The 14148-nt window shown below is 61.4% G+C and carries 17 protein-coding genes; 10 read left to right on the top strand and 7 right to left on the bottom strand.

Features of this window, described 5'->3' with window-relative positions:
• Positions 1-14 precede the first annotated feature (14 nt).
• Positions 15-506: a peptide deformylase gene (locus HP556_RS05480; RefSeq protein WP_175366193.1), complete on the bottom strand. Its 492-nt coding sequence runs from the start codon at positions 504-506 to the stop codon at positions 15-17.
• Positions 503-2083, bottom strand: a complete 1581-nt coding sequence (locus HP556_RS05475; RefSeq protein ID WP_175366192.1) for a winged helix-turn-helix domain-containing tetratricopeptide repeat protein — start codon at positions 2081-2083, stop codon at positions 503-505. Before HP556_RS05475 ends, HP556_RS05480 begins: the two co-directional genes overlap by 4 nt.
• A 255-nt stretch (positions 2084-2338) precedes the next feature.
• Here HP556_RS05475 and HP556_RS05470 point away from each other — a divergent pair, with 255 nt between their 5' ends.
• Together HP556_RS05470 and HP556_RS05465 are read left to right on the top strand one after the other, a co-directional pair.
• Positions 2339-3343 (top strand): alpha/beta fold hydrolase, encoded by a 1005-nt coding sequence (locus HP556_RS05470; RefSeq protein ID WP_246297429.1) that lies wholly within the window; start codon positions 2339-2341, stop codon positions 3341-3343.
• 12 nt (positions 3344-3355) lie between these two features.
• Positions 3356-3862: a cytochrome P460 family protein gene (locus HP556_RS05465; RefSeq protein WP_175366190.1), complete on the top strand. Its 507-nt coding sequence runs from the start codon at positions 3356-3358 to the stop codon at positions 3860-3862.
• Positions 3863-3871: 9 nt separating this feature from the next.
• On the opposite strand, the gene HP556_RS05460 is transcribed toward HP556_RS05465, so the two are convergent.
• The gene (locus HP556_RS05460; protein WP_175366189.1) at positions 3872-4534 is read right to left on the bottom strand and encodes an HD domain-containing protein; all 663 of its coding nucleotides are present in this window, start codon (positions 4532-4534) and stop codon (positions 3872-3874) included.
• 141 nt (positions 4535-4675) lie between these two features.
• Here HP556_RS05460 and HP556_RS05455 point away from each other — a divergent pair, with 141 nt between their 5' ends.
• A complete protein-coding gene (locus HP556_RS05455; RefSeq protein WP_210269079.1) occupies positions 4676-5590 on the top strand; it encodes a hypothetical protein in 915 nt (304 codons plus the stop codon).
• Between the two features lie 52 nt (positions 5591-5642).
• On the opposite strand, the gene HP556_RS05450 is transcribed toward HP556_RS05455, so the two are convergent.
• The 3 genes from HP556_RS05450 to HP556_RS05440 form a co-directional block, all read right to left on the bottom strand.
• The gene (locus HP556_RS05450) at positions 5643-6191 is read right to left on the bottom strand and encodes a disulfide bond formation protein B (RefSeq protein ID WP_175366188.1); all 549 of its coding nucleotides are present in this window, start codon (positions 6189-6191) and stop codon (positions 5643-5645) included.
• Positions 6192-6198: 7 nt separating this feature from the next.
• Entirely contained in the window at positions 6199-6357 is a 159-nt protein-coding gene (locus tag HP556_RS05445; protein WP_175366187.1) for a DUF5993 family protein, read from the bottom strand.
• 72 nt (positions 6358-6429) lie between these two features.
• Positions 6430-6918: a MarR family winged helix-turn-helix transcriptional regulator gene (locus tag HP556_RS05440; RefSeq protein ID WP_420878644.1), complete on the bottom strand. Its 489-nt coding sequence runs from the start codon at positions 6916-6918 to the stop codon at positions 6430-6432.
• Positions 6919-7083: 165 nt separating this feature from the next.
• On the opposite strand from HP556_RS05440, the gene HP556_RS05435 reads away from it, so the two are divergent.
• Positions 7084-7680: a DUF308 domain-containing protein gene (locus HP556_RS05435; RefSeq protein WP_175366186.1), complete on the top strand. Its 597-nt coding sequence runs from the start codon at positions 7084-7086 to the stop codon at positions 7678-7680.
• Between the two features lie 122 nt (positions 7681-7802).
• A complete protein-coding gene (locus tag HP556_RS05430; protein WP_175366185.1) occupies positions 7803-8150 on the top strand; it encodes an ArsC family reductase in 348 nt (115 codons plus the stop codon).
• Positions 8151-8153: 3 nt separating this feature from the next.
• Here HP556_RS05430 and HP556_RS05425 read toward each other — a convergent pair whose 3' ends face one another.
• A complete protein-coding gene (locus HP556_RS05425; protein ID WP_175366184.1) occupies positions 8154-8756 on the bottom strand; it encodes a PAS domain-containing protein in 603 nt (200 codons plus the stop codon).
• Between the two features lie 403 nt (positions 8757-9159).
• Here HP556_RS05425 and HP556_RS05420 point away from each other — a divergent pair, with 403 nt between their 5' ends.
• The 5 genes from HP556_RS05420 (at position 9160) to HP556_RS05400 (ending at position 14147) form a co-directional block, all read left to right on the top strand.
• On the top strand, positions 9160-9915 hold the full coding sequence (locus HP556_RS05420) for an ABC transporter ATP-binding protein (RefSeq protein ID WP_089263895.1): 756 nt from the start codon (positions 9160-9162) through the stop codon (positions 9913-9915).
• Positions 9908-10654, top strand: a complete 747-nt coding sequence (locus HP556_RS05415; protein WP_089263896.1) for an ABC transporter ATP-binding protein — start codon at positions 9908-9910, stop codon at positions 10652-10654. The genes HP556_RS05420 and HP556_RS05415 overlap by 8 nt, the downstream gene beginning before the upstream one ends.
• 69 nt (positions 10655-10723) lie before the next feature.
• The gene (locus HP556_RS05410; protein ID WP_175366183.1) at positions 10724-11947 is read left to right on the top strand and encodes an ABC transporter substrate-binding protein; all 1224 of its coding nucleotides are present in this window, start codon (positions 10724-10726) and stop codon (positions 11945-11947) included.
• A gap of 37 nt (positions 11948-11984) precedes the next feature.
• Positions 11985-13205 carry an ABC transporter substrate-binding protein gene (locus tag HP556_RS05405; RefSeq protein ID WP_089263898.1) on the top strand — a complete coding sequence of 407 codons (1221 nt, stop codon included), beginning with the start codon at positions 11985-11987 and terminating at the stop codon, positions 13203-13205.
• 66 nt (positions 13206-13271) lie between these two features.
• Positions 13272-14147, top strand: a complete 876-nt coding sequence (locus HP556_RS05400) for a branched-chain amino acid ABC transporter permease (protein ID WP_089263899.1) — start codon at positions 13272-13274, stop codon at positions 14145-14147.
• The last annotated feature ends 1 nt before the right edge of the window (position 14148 follow it).

Genomic DNA, 14148 nt, shown 5'->3' with positions numbered 1-14148 from the left:
GGTCGTCGCGCGCTTCAGGCGCGCGACAACTTCTCGAACCGCTTGATCAGCCGCTCGCGCTTGAGGCGCGACAGGCGCTGGATCCAGAACATGCCGTTGAGCTGGTCGATCTCGTGCTGGTGGCAAACCGCACGCAGGCCGTCGGACTCTTCTGTCTGCGTATTGCCGTCGAGATCCTGATAGCTGATCCGTACGCGGGCGTGGCGCTGGATGTCGTCAGTCACGCCAGGCATCGAGACACTGCCTTCCTGATGCATGATCAGTTCGGGCGAGGCCCATGCGATCTCCGGATTCACATAGGTCTTGGCGCCATCGCCGAGATCGAGCACGACCACGCGTAGCAGCACGCCGATATGCGGCGCGGTGATGCCGATGCCGGGAGCGGCATGCATGGTGTCGCGCAGATCGTCGGCGAGCGTGCGCAGCGCATCGTCGAACACGGTGACATCAGCGGCCGGCTGCGCGAGACGCGGGTCGGGATAGCGGACGATAGGGCGGATACTCATTCCGGCAGCCCCGCGGCCTTCAGCGCATCCGCATAGGTCTTCGCCATGGATTCGACGGGGACCGGGATGCGCGCAAAGAAGGCGGAGACCGTCAGCTCCGGCTCGATGGTGAGCAGTTCCTCGACCACCTGTGCGGCGCGTTCGTGCGCGCCAGTTTTCACGAGCGCCACGGCGAGCGCGCGGAGTGCGACGGCGAAGCGGCGGTTCTGCAGCAAGGCTTTATCGGCCCAAGCGATCGCTTCGGCATAGTTCTCGTCGATGATCGCGGCGATGGCCAGCGCACCGGAGACGAACCAGCCGTGTGGATCGAGCGGGTTCAGGCGACGCGCACGGTCGAGCAGAGCGCGGCCGGCCTGCTGCTGTCCGCGCATGGTCTCGATCCATCCGGCCAGTGCGAGTGCAGTGGCGGAGTTTGGATTGATCGCGAGCGAGCGGCTGAACAATTCGATGGCCGCGTCCTTCGCCCTCTGTGGCTCGGCGAGATTCCAGACCGCAAACGCAGCCATCCAGAGGATCTGCGGATCGTTCGGCATCCGCTCGATGGCGCGATGCGCCAGCGCCAGGCCTTCGCTGCGATGGGCGTCGTCTGGGCTGATCCAGCCCTGGAAATGTCGCTGCGCATGGCAATAGGCCGCTGCTGCCATCGCCGGGGCGTAGGTCGGATCGATGGCCAGAGCCTGACGTAGGCAATCCAGCGCCGCGGTCATGCTTTCGGGCGTGAAATCGTGTTGGTAGCCGGAGGCGCGCAGCAGCAGGTCGTAGGCATCGGGCTTGTTCGGACGGCTGTGCCTGCGCCGTTCGATTTCAGCGATGCGTAGCGTCGGCTCGATGGCGGCGACGGTTTGTTCGGTGATGCGGTCCTGCAGGTCGAATACATCGCTGCGATCGCCGTCGAATTTGTCGGCCCAGAGATGCGCGCCGGAACGGGCGTCGATCAATTGCGCGATGATGCGCAGCCGCTCGCCGGCACGGCGGACGCTGCCTTCGAGCACGTAATTGACGCCGAGCGTGCGGCCGACGTCTCGGATATCAACCGGCTTGTTCTTGTAAGTGAAGGACGAATTGCGTGCGATCACGAACAGCCCGCTGCAGCGCGACAGCGCCGTGATGATCTCTTCGGCAATGCCGTCGCCGAAATAATCCTGCTCGGGGTCCGCGCTCATATTGTTGAAGGGCAGCACCGCGATCGATAGCCCTTCGGGGTCGGCGGCTTCGGGCAGGAGTGCAGTTGCGGGCGTTGTCACCACGGGCGGAGAGGGGCTGTCGGTCCGTTCGATGACCTCGCCGACGAAGCGAAACCCCTTCCGCGGCAAAGTGCGGATCAGCCGCTGCTGCTCGCCATTGTCGCCGATGGCCGTGCGGGCCGCGTTGACCCGGCTGCTGAGCGTCGCCTCGGACACGATGCGGCCATGCCAGACTTCGGCCAGCAGATCGTCACGGCTGACGACCTTCTCCCGCGCGCGGATCAGGAATTCCAGCACATCGAACACCTGCGGCTCCACCGCCACCGTGTCCGTGCCCCGCCGTAGCTCCCGCCGGTCAGTGTCGAGGACGAATTCGTCGAACCGGAACAGCAAGATAGGGGGTCCAATACCTGTTGTCGCGCCAAGGCCTTGTGCGCAGGAGCGTCCCCTAGCACACCCCGTCTCAACGATAAATCATGGCCTTCTCAAGAGAAAATCGAAGAAATCTTCAAGCGAGGATGCTGGTACCGCGGCATGGTCCGCACATCGACGGCCTCAACCGTCATTGCCCGGAGGACCTGCACCATGACGAATGACAAGCGCGACACCAGCCACTTCAACCGCCGCAGCCTGCTGGGCGCGGCGCTCATGGGCATCGCCGCAGCTCAGTTCGGCGGCATCGGCTCCGCCGCGGCGCAGGCCGCCAAGGCCGGCAAGCAGTTCCCGGCCATCAAGCGCGGCACGCATACGTCGTTCAAGCCGCTGAAGCAGATCAATGCCGGCGACCTCAGCGTCGCCTATGCCGAGGACGGTCCGGCCAACGGCCCCGTTGTGCTGCTGCTGCACGGCTGGCCCTATGACATCTACAGCTATGTGGATGTCGCGCCGCTGCTGGCCTCGGCCGGCTACCGCGTCATCATCCCGTATCTGCGCGGCTATGGCGGCACGCGCTTCCTCTCCGACGCGACGGTGCGCAATGGCCAGCCGGCGGCGCTGGCCACCGACATCGTCGCGTTCATGGACGCGCTGAAGATCGAGAAGGCCGTGGTCGGCGGCTATGACTGGGGCGGCCGCACGGCCGACATTCTCGCTGCGATCTGGCCGGAGCGCGTCAAGGCGCTGGTCGCCGTCAGCGGCTATCTGATCGGCAGCCAGGAGGGCAATCGCATGCCGCTGCCGCCGAAGGCTGAACTGGAATGGTGGTACCAGTTCTACTTCACCACGGAGCGCGGCCGGCTGGGCTACGACAAGTACCGGCACGACTTCGCCAAGCTGATCTGGAAGCTGGCCTCGCCGAAGTGGAATTTCGATGACGCCACCTATGACCGCTCGGCCAAGGCGTTCGAGAATCCCGATCACGTCGCCATCACCATCCACAACTATCGCTGGCGGCTCGAACTCGCCCAGGGCGAGGCGAAGTATGATGAGCTGGAGAAGCGGCTGGCGCAGGGGCCGGCGATTGCGGTGCCGACCATCACCATGGAAGGCGACGCCAATGGCGCGCCGCATCCCGATCCCAAGGCCTATGCCAAGAAGTTCACCGGCAAGTACGAGCATCGCACGGTGAATGGTGGCATCGGTCACAACCTGCCGCAGGAAGCACCGCGTGAATTCGCCCAGGCCATCATCGACGCCGACGCGATGGCACGCTGAGGGAGATCCGCGATGCGATGGATTCTTGCAGCGAGCCTCGCGGCAGGCGTGGTGTCATCCGTGGTGGTGGCGGCCTTTGCCGCCAACACGGTCAATCCCGCCAACCTGTCGCCGATCTACGGCGTCGGGCTTCCCGATGGCTACCGCAAATGGGAGCTGATCGCGCCGGCGCAGGAGGCCGAGCCTCTGAATGAATTGCGCGCGGTGGTCGGCAACGACATCGCCGTCAAAGCCTATCGGGACGGCCAGCTGCCGTTTCCCGATGGCACGGTGCTGGTGAAGCTCGCCTGGAAGCACACCCAGTCGCCTGAATTCGAATCCGCCTCGATCCCCGGTGCCGCGACCACTGTTCAGGTCATGGTGAAGGATTCGAAGAAGTATGCCGCGTCAGGCGGCTGGGGTTTCGGCCGCTTCATCAACGGCAAGCCGGTGGATCAGGCACAGCACGAAACCTGCTTTGCGTGTCACGAGGCACGCGTGAAGGAGCGGGATTACGTGTTTACGAAGTGGGCGCCATAAGCGCCCACTTCACGAGACGCCGACCTCGGCCAGAAACGCCGTGAGGAAAGCCTCGGTCCGCGCGTGGCGTTCCTGCGCCATGCGTCGGCCGGTGACGGTGTTGAAGCCGTCCGCGAGCGTCAGCAGTTTGGCCGGCAGATGGTCGATCGCAAAATTGCGGTCATCAAAGGCGCGATGCCGCGCAGCGGGATCTTCGGGATCGTACAGGAAGGATTGCATCCGCCCGGCGGTGTAGAAGCAGCGCGCGATGCCGATGGCGCCCATGGCGTCCAGCCGGTCCGCGTCCTGCAGAATCTGCGCTTCGATCGTTTCAGGTGTGATCTTCGCCGAGAAACTATGGGCCGCGATGGCATGGGCAACGCGCTCGAGCCGCTCGGTCGTCCAGTCCAGCGGCGCCAGAAGGCTGACCGCGTGTTCGGCAGCGAGGCGCGAGGCATTAGCGCGGAGCGGTGAGCTCTTCTCGACGGCGACGCAGTCGTGCAGCAGCGTCGCTGCCGCTAGGATCTCGGGATCGCCGCCTTCGGCTTGCTGGATGATGCGGACGTTGGACCAGACGCGCGCCAGATGCGCGACGTCATGCGAGCCGTCATCGGTCTTGACGTGATGCAGAAGCGAAGAGGCCAGTGTTTCGAACGGAGCGAAGGCGGTGGCGATACCAGTGATCTCGGTCATGGTGCCGTTGTTAGATTGGCCGCCGGGCGTTGCCAAGCGTGTTTTGATGTCATTAGATTCGGATTAAGAGCGGGTAGAACTCAGGCGGCAAGGCTGAGTGTGGTATGCCGTCTTATCGCCGCAGTAGCATCATGAGGAATTGTGGCTAATAACCCCGTCAACAGCCTTAGCGCCTTGCTTGAGCAGAGCAGCGATAATTTGGCTCTGATCATCGGAAACGGCATCCACCGATACGTAGAATCGAAACGTGTAAATTCCTGGGATCAGCTGCTCGTTGAGATTGCTCAAGAGTGCTCGCCCGGGCTTGTCGAGGTACCACCTGGCACGACGCTTACAGAATTTTATGATGTGCTGGAGCTCTTGTCCGGGAGTAAGATCGGTGCTCTGCAGGAGAAATTTTGTGCGCTCCTGGACGGTTGGGATGTACTCCCACATCACCGGAAGATCATGAGCTGGGCAGTCCGACACCGTACTCCAGTGCTCACAACGAACTTCGATCAAGTGTTGGGCGATGCTGTCAATGCACAGTTCTGGCGTCCGAAAAATCCGAAATTCACGAGCTACTACCCGTGGGAGTGTCACTTTAGCCAAACGGCTATCATAAATCCTTGTGCTTCTTTTGGCGTTTGGCACATCAACGGGATGGTAAAATACAAGCGAAGCATTCGCCTGGGACTCAGTCACTATATGGGGTCAGTTCAGCGAGCCCGGACTTGGCTTCATCACAGCGGCGGCGCCCCTCTCTTCGGAGCAAAGGATCGTCGCGATTGGGCAGGTGCGAATACCTGGGTGCATGTTGTGTTCAACAAGCCCTTGCTCATCTTTGGTTTGGCTCTTGAAGAAAACGAAGTCTTTCTGCGCTGGCTTCTGATTGAGCGTGCCAAGTACTTCAAGAAGTTTCGCGAGCGCTTTCATCCAGCTTGGTATGTTTACAAAAACGATATGTCCGACGACAGGCAGGCCGGAAAGCTCTTTTTCTTGGAGTCGATGGGAGTCAACTGTATCGCGGTTCAGACGTTCGGAGAGATTTACGACAATGCGGGTTGGTCGTCCTGACGTGCCAGCAACGCATTTGTAAGGTCGCTCGCACCCGCGGGGAACGACGCCGCTATCGCTTCAGCAACTCATACACCACGGGATCATCCGCGCAGGCCTTGAAGCCGCATTCGAGCAAGGTCGAGGCGATGTTCGCAGCCGTCAGGCCGATCACGAGCCAGACGGCAACATGGGCGATGATGCTGGGCGCCGAGTGAGCAGCGGGGGCCTTCTCGAATTGCCGGTCGAACAGCAGCACCAGCGACAGCAGCACGATCGCCGCGACGAAGCCGATCAGTGCCCAGGTGTAATAGTGATAGCCGAACAGCGCGGTGCCGAAGCCGGGATCGCCGGGCGTGATGTGCAGCAGCACCTGCCGGGTCGAGACGGTGGCGCCGACCACGGCGGCGAGCAGTGATAGCGCATAGTGGCTGGGGCGCGGGCCGAAGCGAATGTTGAGGATCGGGCCTATAGCGAGCAGCGCGAACATGATCCGCTGCAGCAGGCATAGCGGGCAGGGCAGTTCGCCCAAAATGAACTGCGCGGCAAAGGCGGCCGCCAGCAGCGCGGCGAGGGCGTAGAGTGCGAGGACATTGAGGGCGATAGCGCGATGTGAGGTCATGATGGCCTCAGAACGACAGTTTCAGCGCGTCGGTGGCGTGGTGCAGGAAGGTCGCCACGCAGGCGATCAGCACAACGGCGAACAGAGAGAATGCGAGGCTGCGGCTGCCATACCATGCGACGAGCATGGTGATGGCGATCGCCAGGAAAAGTGCGGTGAACTCCATGGTCGCTCCGGCGCTGAATGGGTCCGGTATCTTACGACAGATTCGCTGGCGCCCTGTCGCGTGTCATCTGCGTCAGTCGGCACTCTCCGCCACGGTCGCACCTGTCTTGCCGGTGTAGTTGGTCACGGCATCGCGAAAGGCATGGACCTCGCTGTTCAGGGCGATCAGCCGTTCCGGCGTCATGCCGGCCGCGGCGAACAACGTCTCGCCGAGGCAGCGTGCCTTCTCGCGCAGCGCCGTGCCTTTGGCCGTGAGGCTGACGACGACCTGCCGCTCATCTTCCGGATTTCGCCTGCGCGCGACGAAGCCGGCCTGCTCGAGCCGCTTCACCAGCGGCGTGACCGTGCTCGATTCCAGCGCCAGCCGATCGGCGATGCCGCCGACGCTCTGCGCGCCGCCCTCCCACAATGTGCTCAGCACGAGATATTGCGGGTAAGTGATCTCAAGCGCGTCGAGCAGCGGCTTGTAGGCGCGGCCAATGGCCATGCTGGCGCTGTAGAGCGAAAAACAGAGCTGGTGATCCAGCGGAATGTCGGCGGGCACCACGGCAACTCTCCTCACGTCGATATCACAATAACGTATATCGCGATAAATAAATATGGACAAGGCGGCCTGCTCGAGTCAATAAACATATCGCGATATTAGTTATCGTAATATGTAATTTGACCGAAGTTCTTCCGCCAGCCCGGTGGAGAGCGCCCGGTCCAAGCTTCGATGGAGACCAGCATGACCGTCCCACAGGGAACCGCCAGCCTGCCGGCCGTAGCGAGCGGAGACCTCGCACGTTATTACCTCGTCCGCGGCATCGTCGCGGCGGCCTGGGTGGCAGCCGCCTTCACCGTTGGCGTCTCGTCGCCCGGGGCCGCCGCCATCCTGCTGGTTAGTTATCCCGCCTGGGATGCACTTGCGAACTGGTTCGATGCCCAGGGTAGCGGCGGCTTGCTGGCCAATCCTTCGCAGGCGCTGAATGTGGGGGTGAGCCTCATTGCCGCACTGGCCGTGGCCGTTGCCTTGCGGACGGGGATGAATGCGGTACTGGCCGTGTTCGGCGTCTGGGCGGCATTGGCGGGCCTCGCGCAACTCGTCACCGGCGTTCGACGCTGGCGCGCATTCGGCGCGCAGTGGGCGATGATCCTGAGCGGCGCGCAGTCGACCGCGGCCGGCCTGTTCTTTGTCAAGCAGGCGGGCGGCGCCACAGTGCCGACGATCGTGGATATCGCGCCCTATGCCGGTTTCGGCGCCTTCTATTTCCTGGTGTCGGCGCTGTGGTTGATCTTCGCGAACCGCAGGCGTACGGCCCGAGATCTGAGGACAAACCGATGATGCCGGCCCCAGCGTCATCGGCCGCCTCTGTGGATGATCGCGGATTTGCTGTCAGCCGCTGCTGCCTGATCTGCTAGTCAGGTCAGAACGACGATCACTCCTGGCAGGCACGGCGACATCTCATGGCCATCACCATCTACGGCATCAAGAATTGCGACACGATGAAGAAGGCCCGCGCCTGGCTCGATAGCCACGATGTCGCCTACAGCTTCCACGACTACAAGGCCGAGGGGATCGACAAGGCGCGGCTGCAGCGCTGGGCCAAGGAGGTCGGCTGGGAGACGCTGCTCAATCGCGCCGGCACCACGTTCCGCAAGCTCGATGATGCCGCCAAGGCAGGCCTGAACGAGAGCCGTGCGATCGCGCTGATGCTCGAGCAGCCCTCGATGATCAAGCGGCCTGTACTCGATCTTGGCGGCAAGCTTGTGGTTGGCTTCAAGCCGGAGATTTACGCAAAAGACGTAAAATAGCGATCAGTCGATCTCGACGACGTCGCCGGCTGCGAGCCGGTGCGGCGCACGATAGGACAGGCTGCGATCGATCACCGCGCGGAGTTTCGGCACCGGCACGCTGTGATGGCCGCGCATCAGGTTGCGGATCTCGAAGCCGCCGTCCTCGCTGATCGTCTTGAGCGACGCGATGATATGGGTGACGCCATCGCCTGATGAGAACGGCATCAGCATGCGCTCATAGGCGACAACACGACCGTTGACATCGTCGATCATCGAGACGGTATAAGTCGGCAGTTCGCGTGCGATACATTCATGATAGGCCGGCAGCACGACAGGACCGAGGATCGGACCGAGATAGTCGTCGAGATAGCGGCCCTTGCCGGTGGTACCATAGGCGCTCGCCATGCGGGTGCCGTTACTGTCGATGATGAGCCGCGGCGGTGCCGTGCAGTGATCAACAATGTAGTCGACGAGATCGGGACGTTCGTCGTCCATCCGATCCGGGCGATAGTTGGCGATATCGGGCAGAGCCTGTTGCGGCGCATAGAGTCGTAGCCAGCAGTTCAGCAGATCGCGCTGCCGAATGGACTTCACCACGGACGCGTCGGCGCTCTGGAAGTCCACGGCAATGATCCCCCTGATATCGATCGGGGGTAGTATGAGTACAGCAAGCAAATAATCAATGAACGCGGGAAGTCGCCTCGCAATACAATTAACGAGCGATTTTCAAAGCTCCTTGCGGCGCAAACAGGTGACGCGTTCTGCGCGGTAGACCGGTCGCAGGCGGACTCTGCTTTCCGCATGCGCAGGGGCTAACTGCCTACGACTAAGGGCGAAGTCAGTGCGACAGGCAGTCCACCCAATTCTGCCGCATTGCACCTTGCGTTCGCCGTCGCGTTGACGGCATATTCGCGCCACTCGATGTGGCCGCGCGGGGATGACTTTCAGTTTTCCCTGAAATGTGGCTGCGCAAAAAGTTGGCCACTGGCGGAGACACACGCCGGGAAGGTCGATGGGGGAAATTTGCTTGACCGATGAGTTCATTCTCGAAACCAACGGATTGACCAAGGAATTTGCGGGCTTTTTCGCAGTCCGCGATGTCAGTCTCAAAGTTCGCCGCGGCACCATTCACGCATTGATCGGCCCTAACGGGGCCGGCAAGACGACGTGTTTCAATCTGCTGACCAAGTTCATGCAGCCGTCCGCCGGCCAGATTTTCTACAAGGGCAAGGATATCACCGCTACGGCGCCCGCCGACGTGGCGCGCCTTGGCCTCGTACGTTCGTTCCAGATTTCCGCGGTGTTTCCGCATCTGACGGCGCTGGAAAATGTCCGTGTTGCACTGCAGCGCCAGCATGGATCGTCGTTCGACTTCTGGCGCTCCAAGAGCGTGCTGGATCAGTACAATCAACGCGCGGCCGAACTGCTCGACGACGTCGGCCTCAGCGAATTTGCCAATACGCCCGCGGTGGAGATGCCCTATGGCCGCAAACGGGCATTGGAGATCGCCACCACGCTGGCGCTCGATCCCGAGATGATGCTGCTCGACGAGCCGATGGCCGGCATGGGCCATGAGGACATCGACAAGATCGCAGCGCTGATCAAGCGCATCTCGGCGAAGTATACCATCCTGATGGTCGAACATAACCTCAGCGTCGTGTCTAATCTGTCGGACATCATTACCGTTCTGACTCGCGGAAAGGTTCTTGCGGAAGGCAGCTACGCCGATCTGACCAAGGACGAGCGCGTCAAGGAAGCTTATCTGGGAGCCGGGCATGGCTGAGATCACAATGGCCGCACCGGCAACGACTGCAGCAACTGGCAATCCAATTCTCAGCATCGAGAATCTCGAAGCCTGGTATGGCGAGTCGCACATTCTTCACGGCATCAATTTCAACGTGAAGCCGGGCGAAGTCGTCACGCTGCTCGGCCGCAACGGCGCCGGCAAGACCACGACGCTGAAGTCCATCATGGGCATCATCGGCAAGCGCACCGGCTCGATAAAGTTCGAAGGCAACGAGATCATCAAGACCTCGTCGGACAAGATCGCGAAGCAGGGCATCGCATTCTGTCCGGAAGAACGCGGCATCTTCTCCAGCCTCGACGTGAAAGAGAATCTGATGCTGCCGCCGACGATCCGGCCGGGCGGGTTGTCTCTGGATCAGATCTTCGAGCTGTTTCCAAATCTGAAAGAGCGTCTCAACAGCCAAGGGACAAAACTCTCCGGCGGCGAGCAGCAGATGCTGGCGATCGGCCGCATCCTGCGCACCGGCGCGCGCTTCCTGATGCTGGACGAGCCGACCGAAGGTCTCGCACCTGTCATCATCCAGCAGATCGGCCACACCATTGCGCGGCTGAAGTCGGAAGGCTTCACCATCCTGCTGGTCGAACAGAACTTCCGTTTCGCTGCCACGGTAGCGGATCGCTACTACATCGTCGAGCACGGCAAGATCATCGATGGCTTCGCCAATTCCGAGCTCTCGGCGAATATGGACAAGCTGCATACGTATCTCGGCGTCTAATATCGAATAACGGACCGAGCCAACGGTCCGACGATAGACACAACCATCAATACGGGTAGGGAGCACAGAATGAAAAAAGTCGTTTCGACGTCGCTGCTGGGTTTTGCGCTGATGATGAGCGCAAGCTCGCTTGCGTTCGCCCAGGACAAGACCGCTAAGATCGGCGTGCTGAACGATCAGTCGGGCCTCTATGCCGACGTAACCGGTGTCGGTTCGACGCTGGCCGCGCAGATGGCCGTCGAGGATTCGGGCCTTGCCGCCAAAGGGTGGAAGATCGAGGTCGTGGTCGGCGACCACCAGAACAAGCCGGATATCGGCGTCAACATTGTGCGCCAGTGGTTCGACCGCGACAAGGTCGACGTGATCGTTGACGTGCCGACGTCCTCTGTCGGTCTCGCCGTCAACAACGTCGTCAAGGAAAAGAACGGCGTCTATCTGAACTCCGGCTCCGGCACATCCGATCTCTCCAATGCACAGTGCTCGCCCAACACCATTCACTGGGCCTATGACACCTATCAGCTTGCCAACGGCACCGGCTCGGCGATGGTCAAGAGCGGCGGCGATACCTGGTTCTTCCTGACCGCGGACTATGCTTTCGGCTCGGCGCTTGAGCGCGACACCACCAACGCCGTGACCGCCATGGGCGGCAAGGTGCTGGGCAGCGTGCGGCCGCCGCTGAACACCGCCGACTTCTCGTCGTTCCTGCTGCAGGCGCAGACATCGAAGGCGAAGGTGATCGGCCTGGCGAATGCCGGCGGCGACACAATCAACTCGATCAAGCAGGCCTCCGAATTCGGCATCATCAAGGGGGGCCAAAAACTCGCCGGCCTGCTGATGTTCATTTCGGACGTCCATGCCCTCGGTCTGCCGGTTGCGCAGGGACTGAGCTTCACCGAGACCTTCTACTGGGACCTCAATGACGGCACGCGGTCGTTCTCCAAGCGCTTCCAGGAGCGCATGAAGAACAAGGCCATGCCGACCACGGTGCAGGCTGGCGTCTACTCATCGCTGATCCACTACTTCAAGACCCTCGACGCGATGGGCGGCAACTCCCATGACGGATTGAAGATCGTCGACAAGATGAAGGCGACCCCGACCGATGACATCATCTTCGGCAAGGGCACGATCCAGCCGAACGGCCGCAAGCTGCACCCGGCCTATCTGTTCGAGGTCAAGAAGCCTGAGGAGTCGAAGGGACCCTGGGATTACTACAAGCTGGTGGCGACGATCCCTGCCGATCAGGCCTTCACGCCGCTCGACAAGAGTGCTTGTCCGCTTTTGAAGAAGACCTAATTTAGAAGCCCGTCGTCCAAATCATTGAGAGGAAGTCATGAAAAACAAGATTTCGACCGCACTTCTCGGCACGGCGCTTTCGCTGGCCATGGCGGGCGTCGTCATGGCCCAGGACAAGACTGTCAAGATCGGCGCACTCAGCGATCAGTCCGGTCTCTACGCCGATCTCGGCGGCCCGGGCTCGACGCTCGCTGCCCAAATGGCCGCCGAGGATTCCGGTCTGATGGCCAAGGGCTGGAAGATCGACATCATTTCCGGCGATCACCAGAACAAGCCGGATATTGGCTCCAACATCGCGCGGCAGTGGTTCGACGTCGACAAGGTCGACACCATCGTCGACGTACCGAATTCCGGCGTGGCATTGGCGGTGAACAACATCGTCAAGGAGAAGAACGGCGTCTACATCAATTCGGGCGCCGCGACGTCGGATCTCACCAATGCGCAGTGTTCGCCGAACACCGTGCACTGGACCTACGACACCTACATGCTCGCCCATTCGACCGGGCAGGCGATGGTCAAGGCCGGCGGTGACAGCTGGTTCTTCCTCACCGCCGACTACGCCTTCGGTGCCGCACTGGAGCGCGATACCTCGGAAGTCGTCAAATCCTCGGGCGGCAAGGTGGTCGGCGGCGTCAAGCATCCGCTCAACACCGCGGACTTCTCCTCCTTCCTGCTGCAGGCGCAGTCGTCGAAGGCCAAGGTCATCGGTCTGGCCAATGCCGGCGGCGACACCACCAACTCGATCAAGCAGGCGGCTGAATTCGGCATCGCCAAGGGTGGTCAGAAGCTCGCGGCGTTGCTGCTGTTCATCACCGACGTCAAGGCGATCGGTCTTGAAACCGCACAGGGCCTCAGCTTCACCGAGACTTTCTACTGGGACCTGAACGACAAGACCCGCGACTTCTCCAAGAAGTTCGCAGCGCGCATGAAGAACGGCGCTCCGCCGTCGATGGTGCAGGCGGGTGTGTATGCCGGCTTGATCCACTACTTCAAGGCGCTGGAAGCGCTCGGCAGCAATCCGCATGATGGCGCGAAGATCGTTGCCAAGATGAAGGAATTGCCGACCGACGATCCGCTGTTCGGGCAGGGCAAGATCGAAGCCAATGGCCGCAAGATTCATCCAGGCTATCTGTTCGAGGTGAAGAAGCCGTCGGAATCGAAGGCGCCGTGGGATTTCTACAAGCTTGCCGGTACAGTGCCAGCCGATCAGGCCTTTACACCGATCGAGAAGAGCACTTGTGCGCTGCTGAAGAAATAAGATCGTTGGCCCGGCGGCGTCACGCTGCCGGGCCAAGACTTTCCTGCGATAAGAGTTGAGAACAACATGTCGATCAATCTACAGGCCCTGTCTGCGCAATTGCTGGTCGGACTCATCAACGGCTCGTTCTATGCGCTGTTAAGTCTCGGCCTCGCCGTGATCTTCGGCATGCTGAACATCATCAATTTCGCCCATGGCGCCGTCTATATGATGGGCGCGTTTGCGGCATATTTCCTGCTCAATCTGGCCGGCATCGGCTACTGGCCGGCGCTGATCCTGGCGCCGCTGGCGGTCGGCCTGTTCGGCATGGTGATGGAACGCACCATGCTGAAATGGATCGCCAATCTCGACCATCTCTATGGCCTGCTGCTGACCTTCGGTCTGGCGCTGATCATCCAGGGCGTGTTCCAGAATTATTTCGGCTCGTCGGGTCTGCCTTACGCGATCCCGGATGCGCTGAAGGGCGGTATGAATCTCGGCTTCATGTTCCTGCCGATCTATCGCGGCTGGGTCGTTATCTTCTCGCTGGTGGTCTGTATCGCGACCTGGTTCCTGATCGAGCGCACGCGGCTCGGCGCCTATCTGCGCGCCGCGACGGAAAACCCCACGCTGGTCCGCGCCTTTGGCATCAACGTGCCGCTGATGATCACGCTGACCTACGGGCTCGGCGTCGGTCTGGCGGCACTTGCCGGCGTGCTGTCGGCGCCGATCAACCAGGTTCGCCCGCTGATGGGTGCGGACCTGATCATTGTCGTGTTCGCGGTCGTCGTGATCGGCGGCATGGGCTCGATCATGGGCTCCATCATCACCGGTTTCGCCCTCGGCATCATCGAGGGTCTGACCAAGTATTTTTACCCCGAGGCCTCCAACACTGTCGTCTTCGTGCTGATGGTGCTGGTGCTCCTTGTGAAACCTTCCGGACTGACGGGACGGGCTGCCTGAT

The organism is Tardiphaga robiniae (assembly GCF_013359755.1).
GTDB lineage: Bacteria > Pseudomonadota > Alphaproteobacteria > Rhizobiales > Xanthobacteraceae > Tardiphaga > Tardiphaga robiniae.
Note: the sequence above shows the minus strand (reverse complement) of the source record. Positions and strands in the feature narration are given on the sequence as shown.

Coding starts and splice junctions, on each gene's coding strand:
- HP556_RS05480 (WP_175366193.1), bottom strand. CDS start 506: ATGAGTATCCGCCCTATCGTCCGCTATCCCGACCCGCGTCTCGCGCAG.
- HP556_RS05470 (WP_246297429.1), top strand. CDS start 2,339: ATGGGCATCGCCGCAGCTCAGTTCGGCGGCATCGGCTCCGCCGCGGCG.
- HP556_RS05465 (WP_175366190.1), top strand. CDS start 3,356: ATGCGATGGATTCTTGCAGCGAGCCTCGCGGCAGGCGTGGTGTCATCC.
- HP556_RS05460 (WP_175366189.1), bottom strand. CDS start 4,534: ATGACCGAGATCACTGGTATCGCCACCGCCTTCGCTCCGTTCGAAACA.
- HP556_RS05450 (WP_175366188.1), bottom strand. CDS start 6,191: ATGACCTCACATCGCGCTATCGCCCTCAATGTCCTCGCACTCTACGCC.
- HP556_RS05445 (WP_175366187.1), bottom strand. CDS start 6,357: ATGGAGTTCACCGCACTTTTCCTGGCGATCGCCATCACCATGCTCGTC.
- HP556_RS05435 (WP_175366186.1), top strand. CDS start 7,084: ATGACCGTCCCACAGGGAACCGCCAGCCTGCCGGCCGTAGCGAGCGGA.
- HP556_RS05430 (WP_175366185.1), top strand. CDS start 7,803: ATGGCCATCACCATCTACGGCATCAAGAATTGCGACACGATGAAGAAG.
- HP556_RS05415 (WP_089263896.1), top strand. CDS start 9,908: ATGGCTGAGATCACAATGGCCGCACCGGCAACGACTGCAGCAACTGGC.
- HP556_RS05410 (WP_175366183.1), top strand. CDS start 10,724: ATGAAAAAAGTCGTTTCGACGTCGCTGCTGGGTTTTGCGCTGATGATG.
- HP556_RS05405 (WP_089263898.1), top strand. CDS start 11,985: ATGAAAAACAAGATTTCGACCGCACTTCTCGGCACGGCGCTTTCGCTG.
- HP556_RS05400 (WP_089263899.1), top strand. CDS start 13,272: ATGTCGATCAATCTACAGGCCCTGTCTGCGCAATTGCTGGTCGGACTC.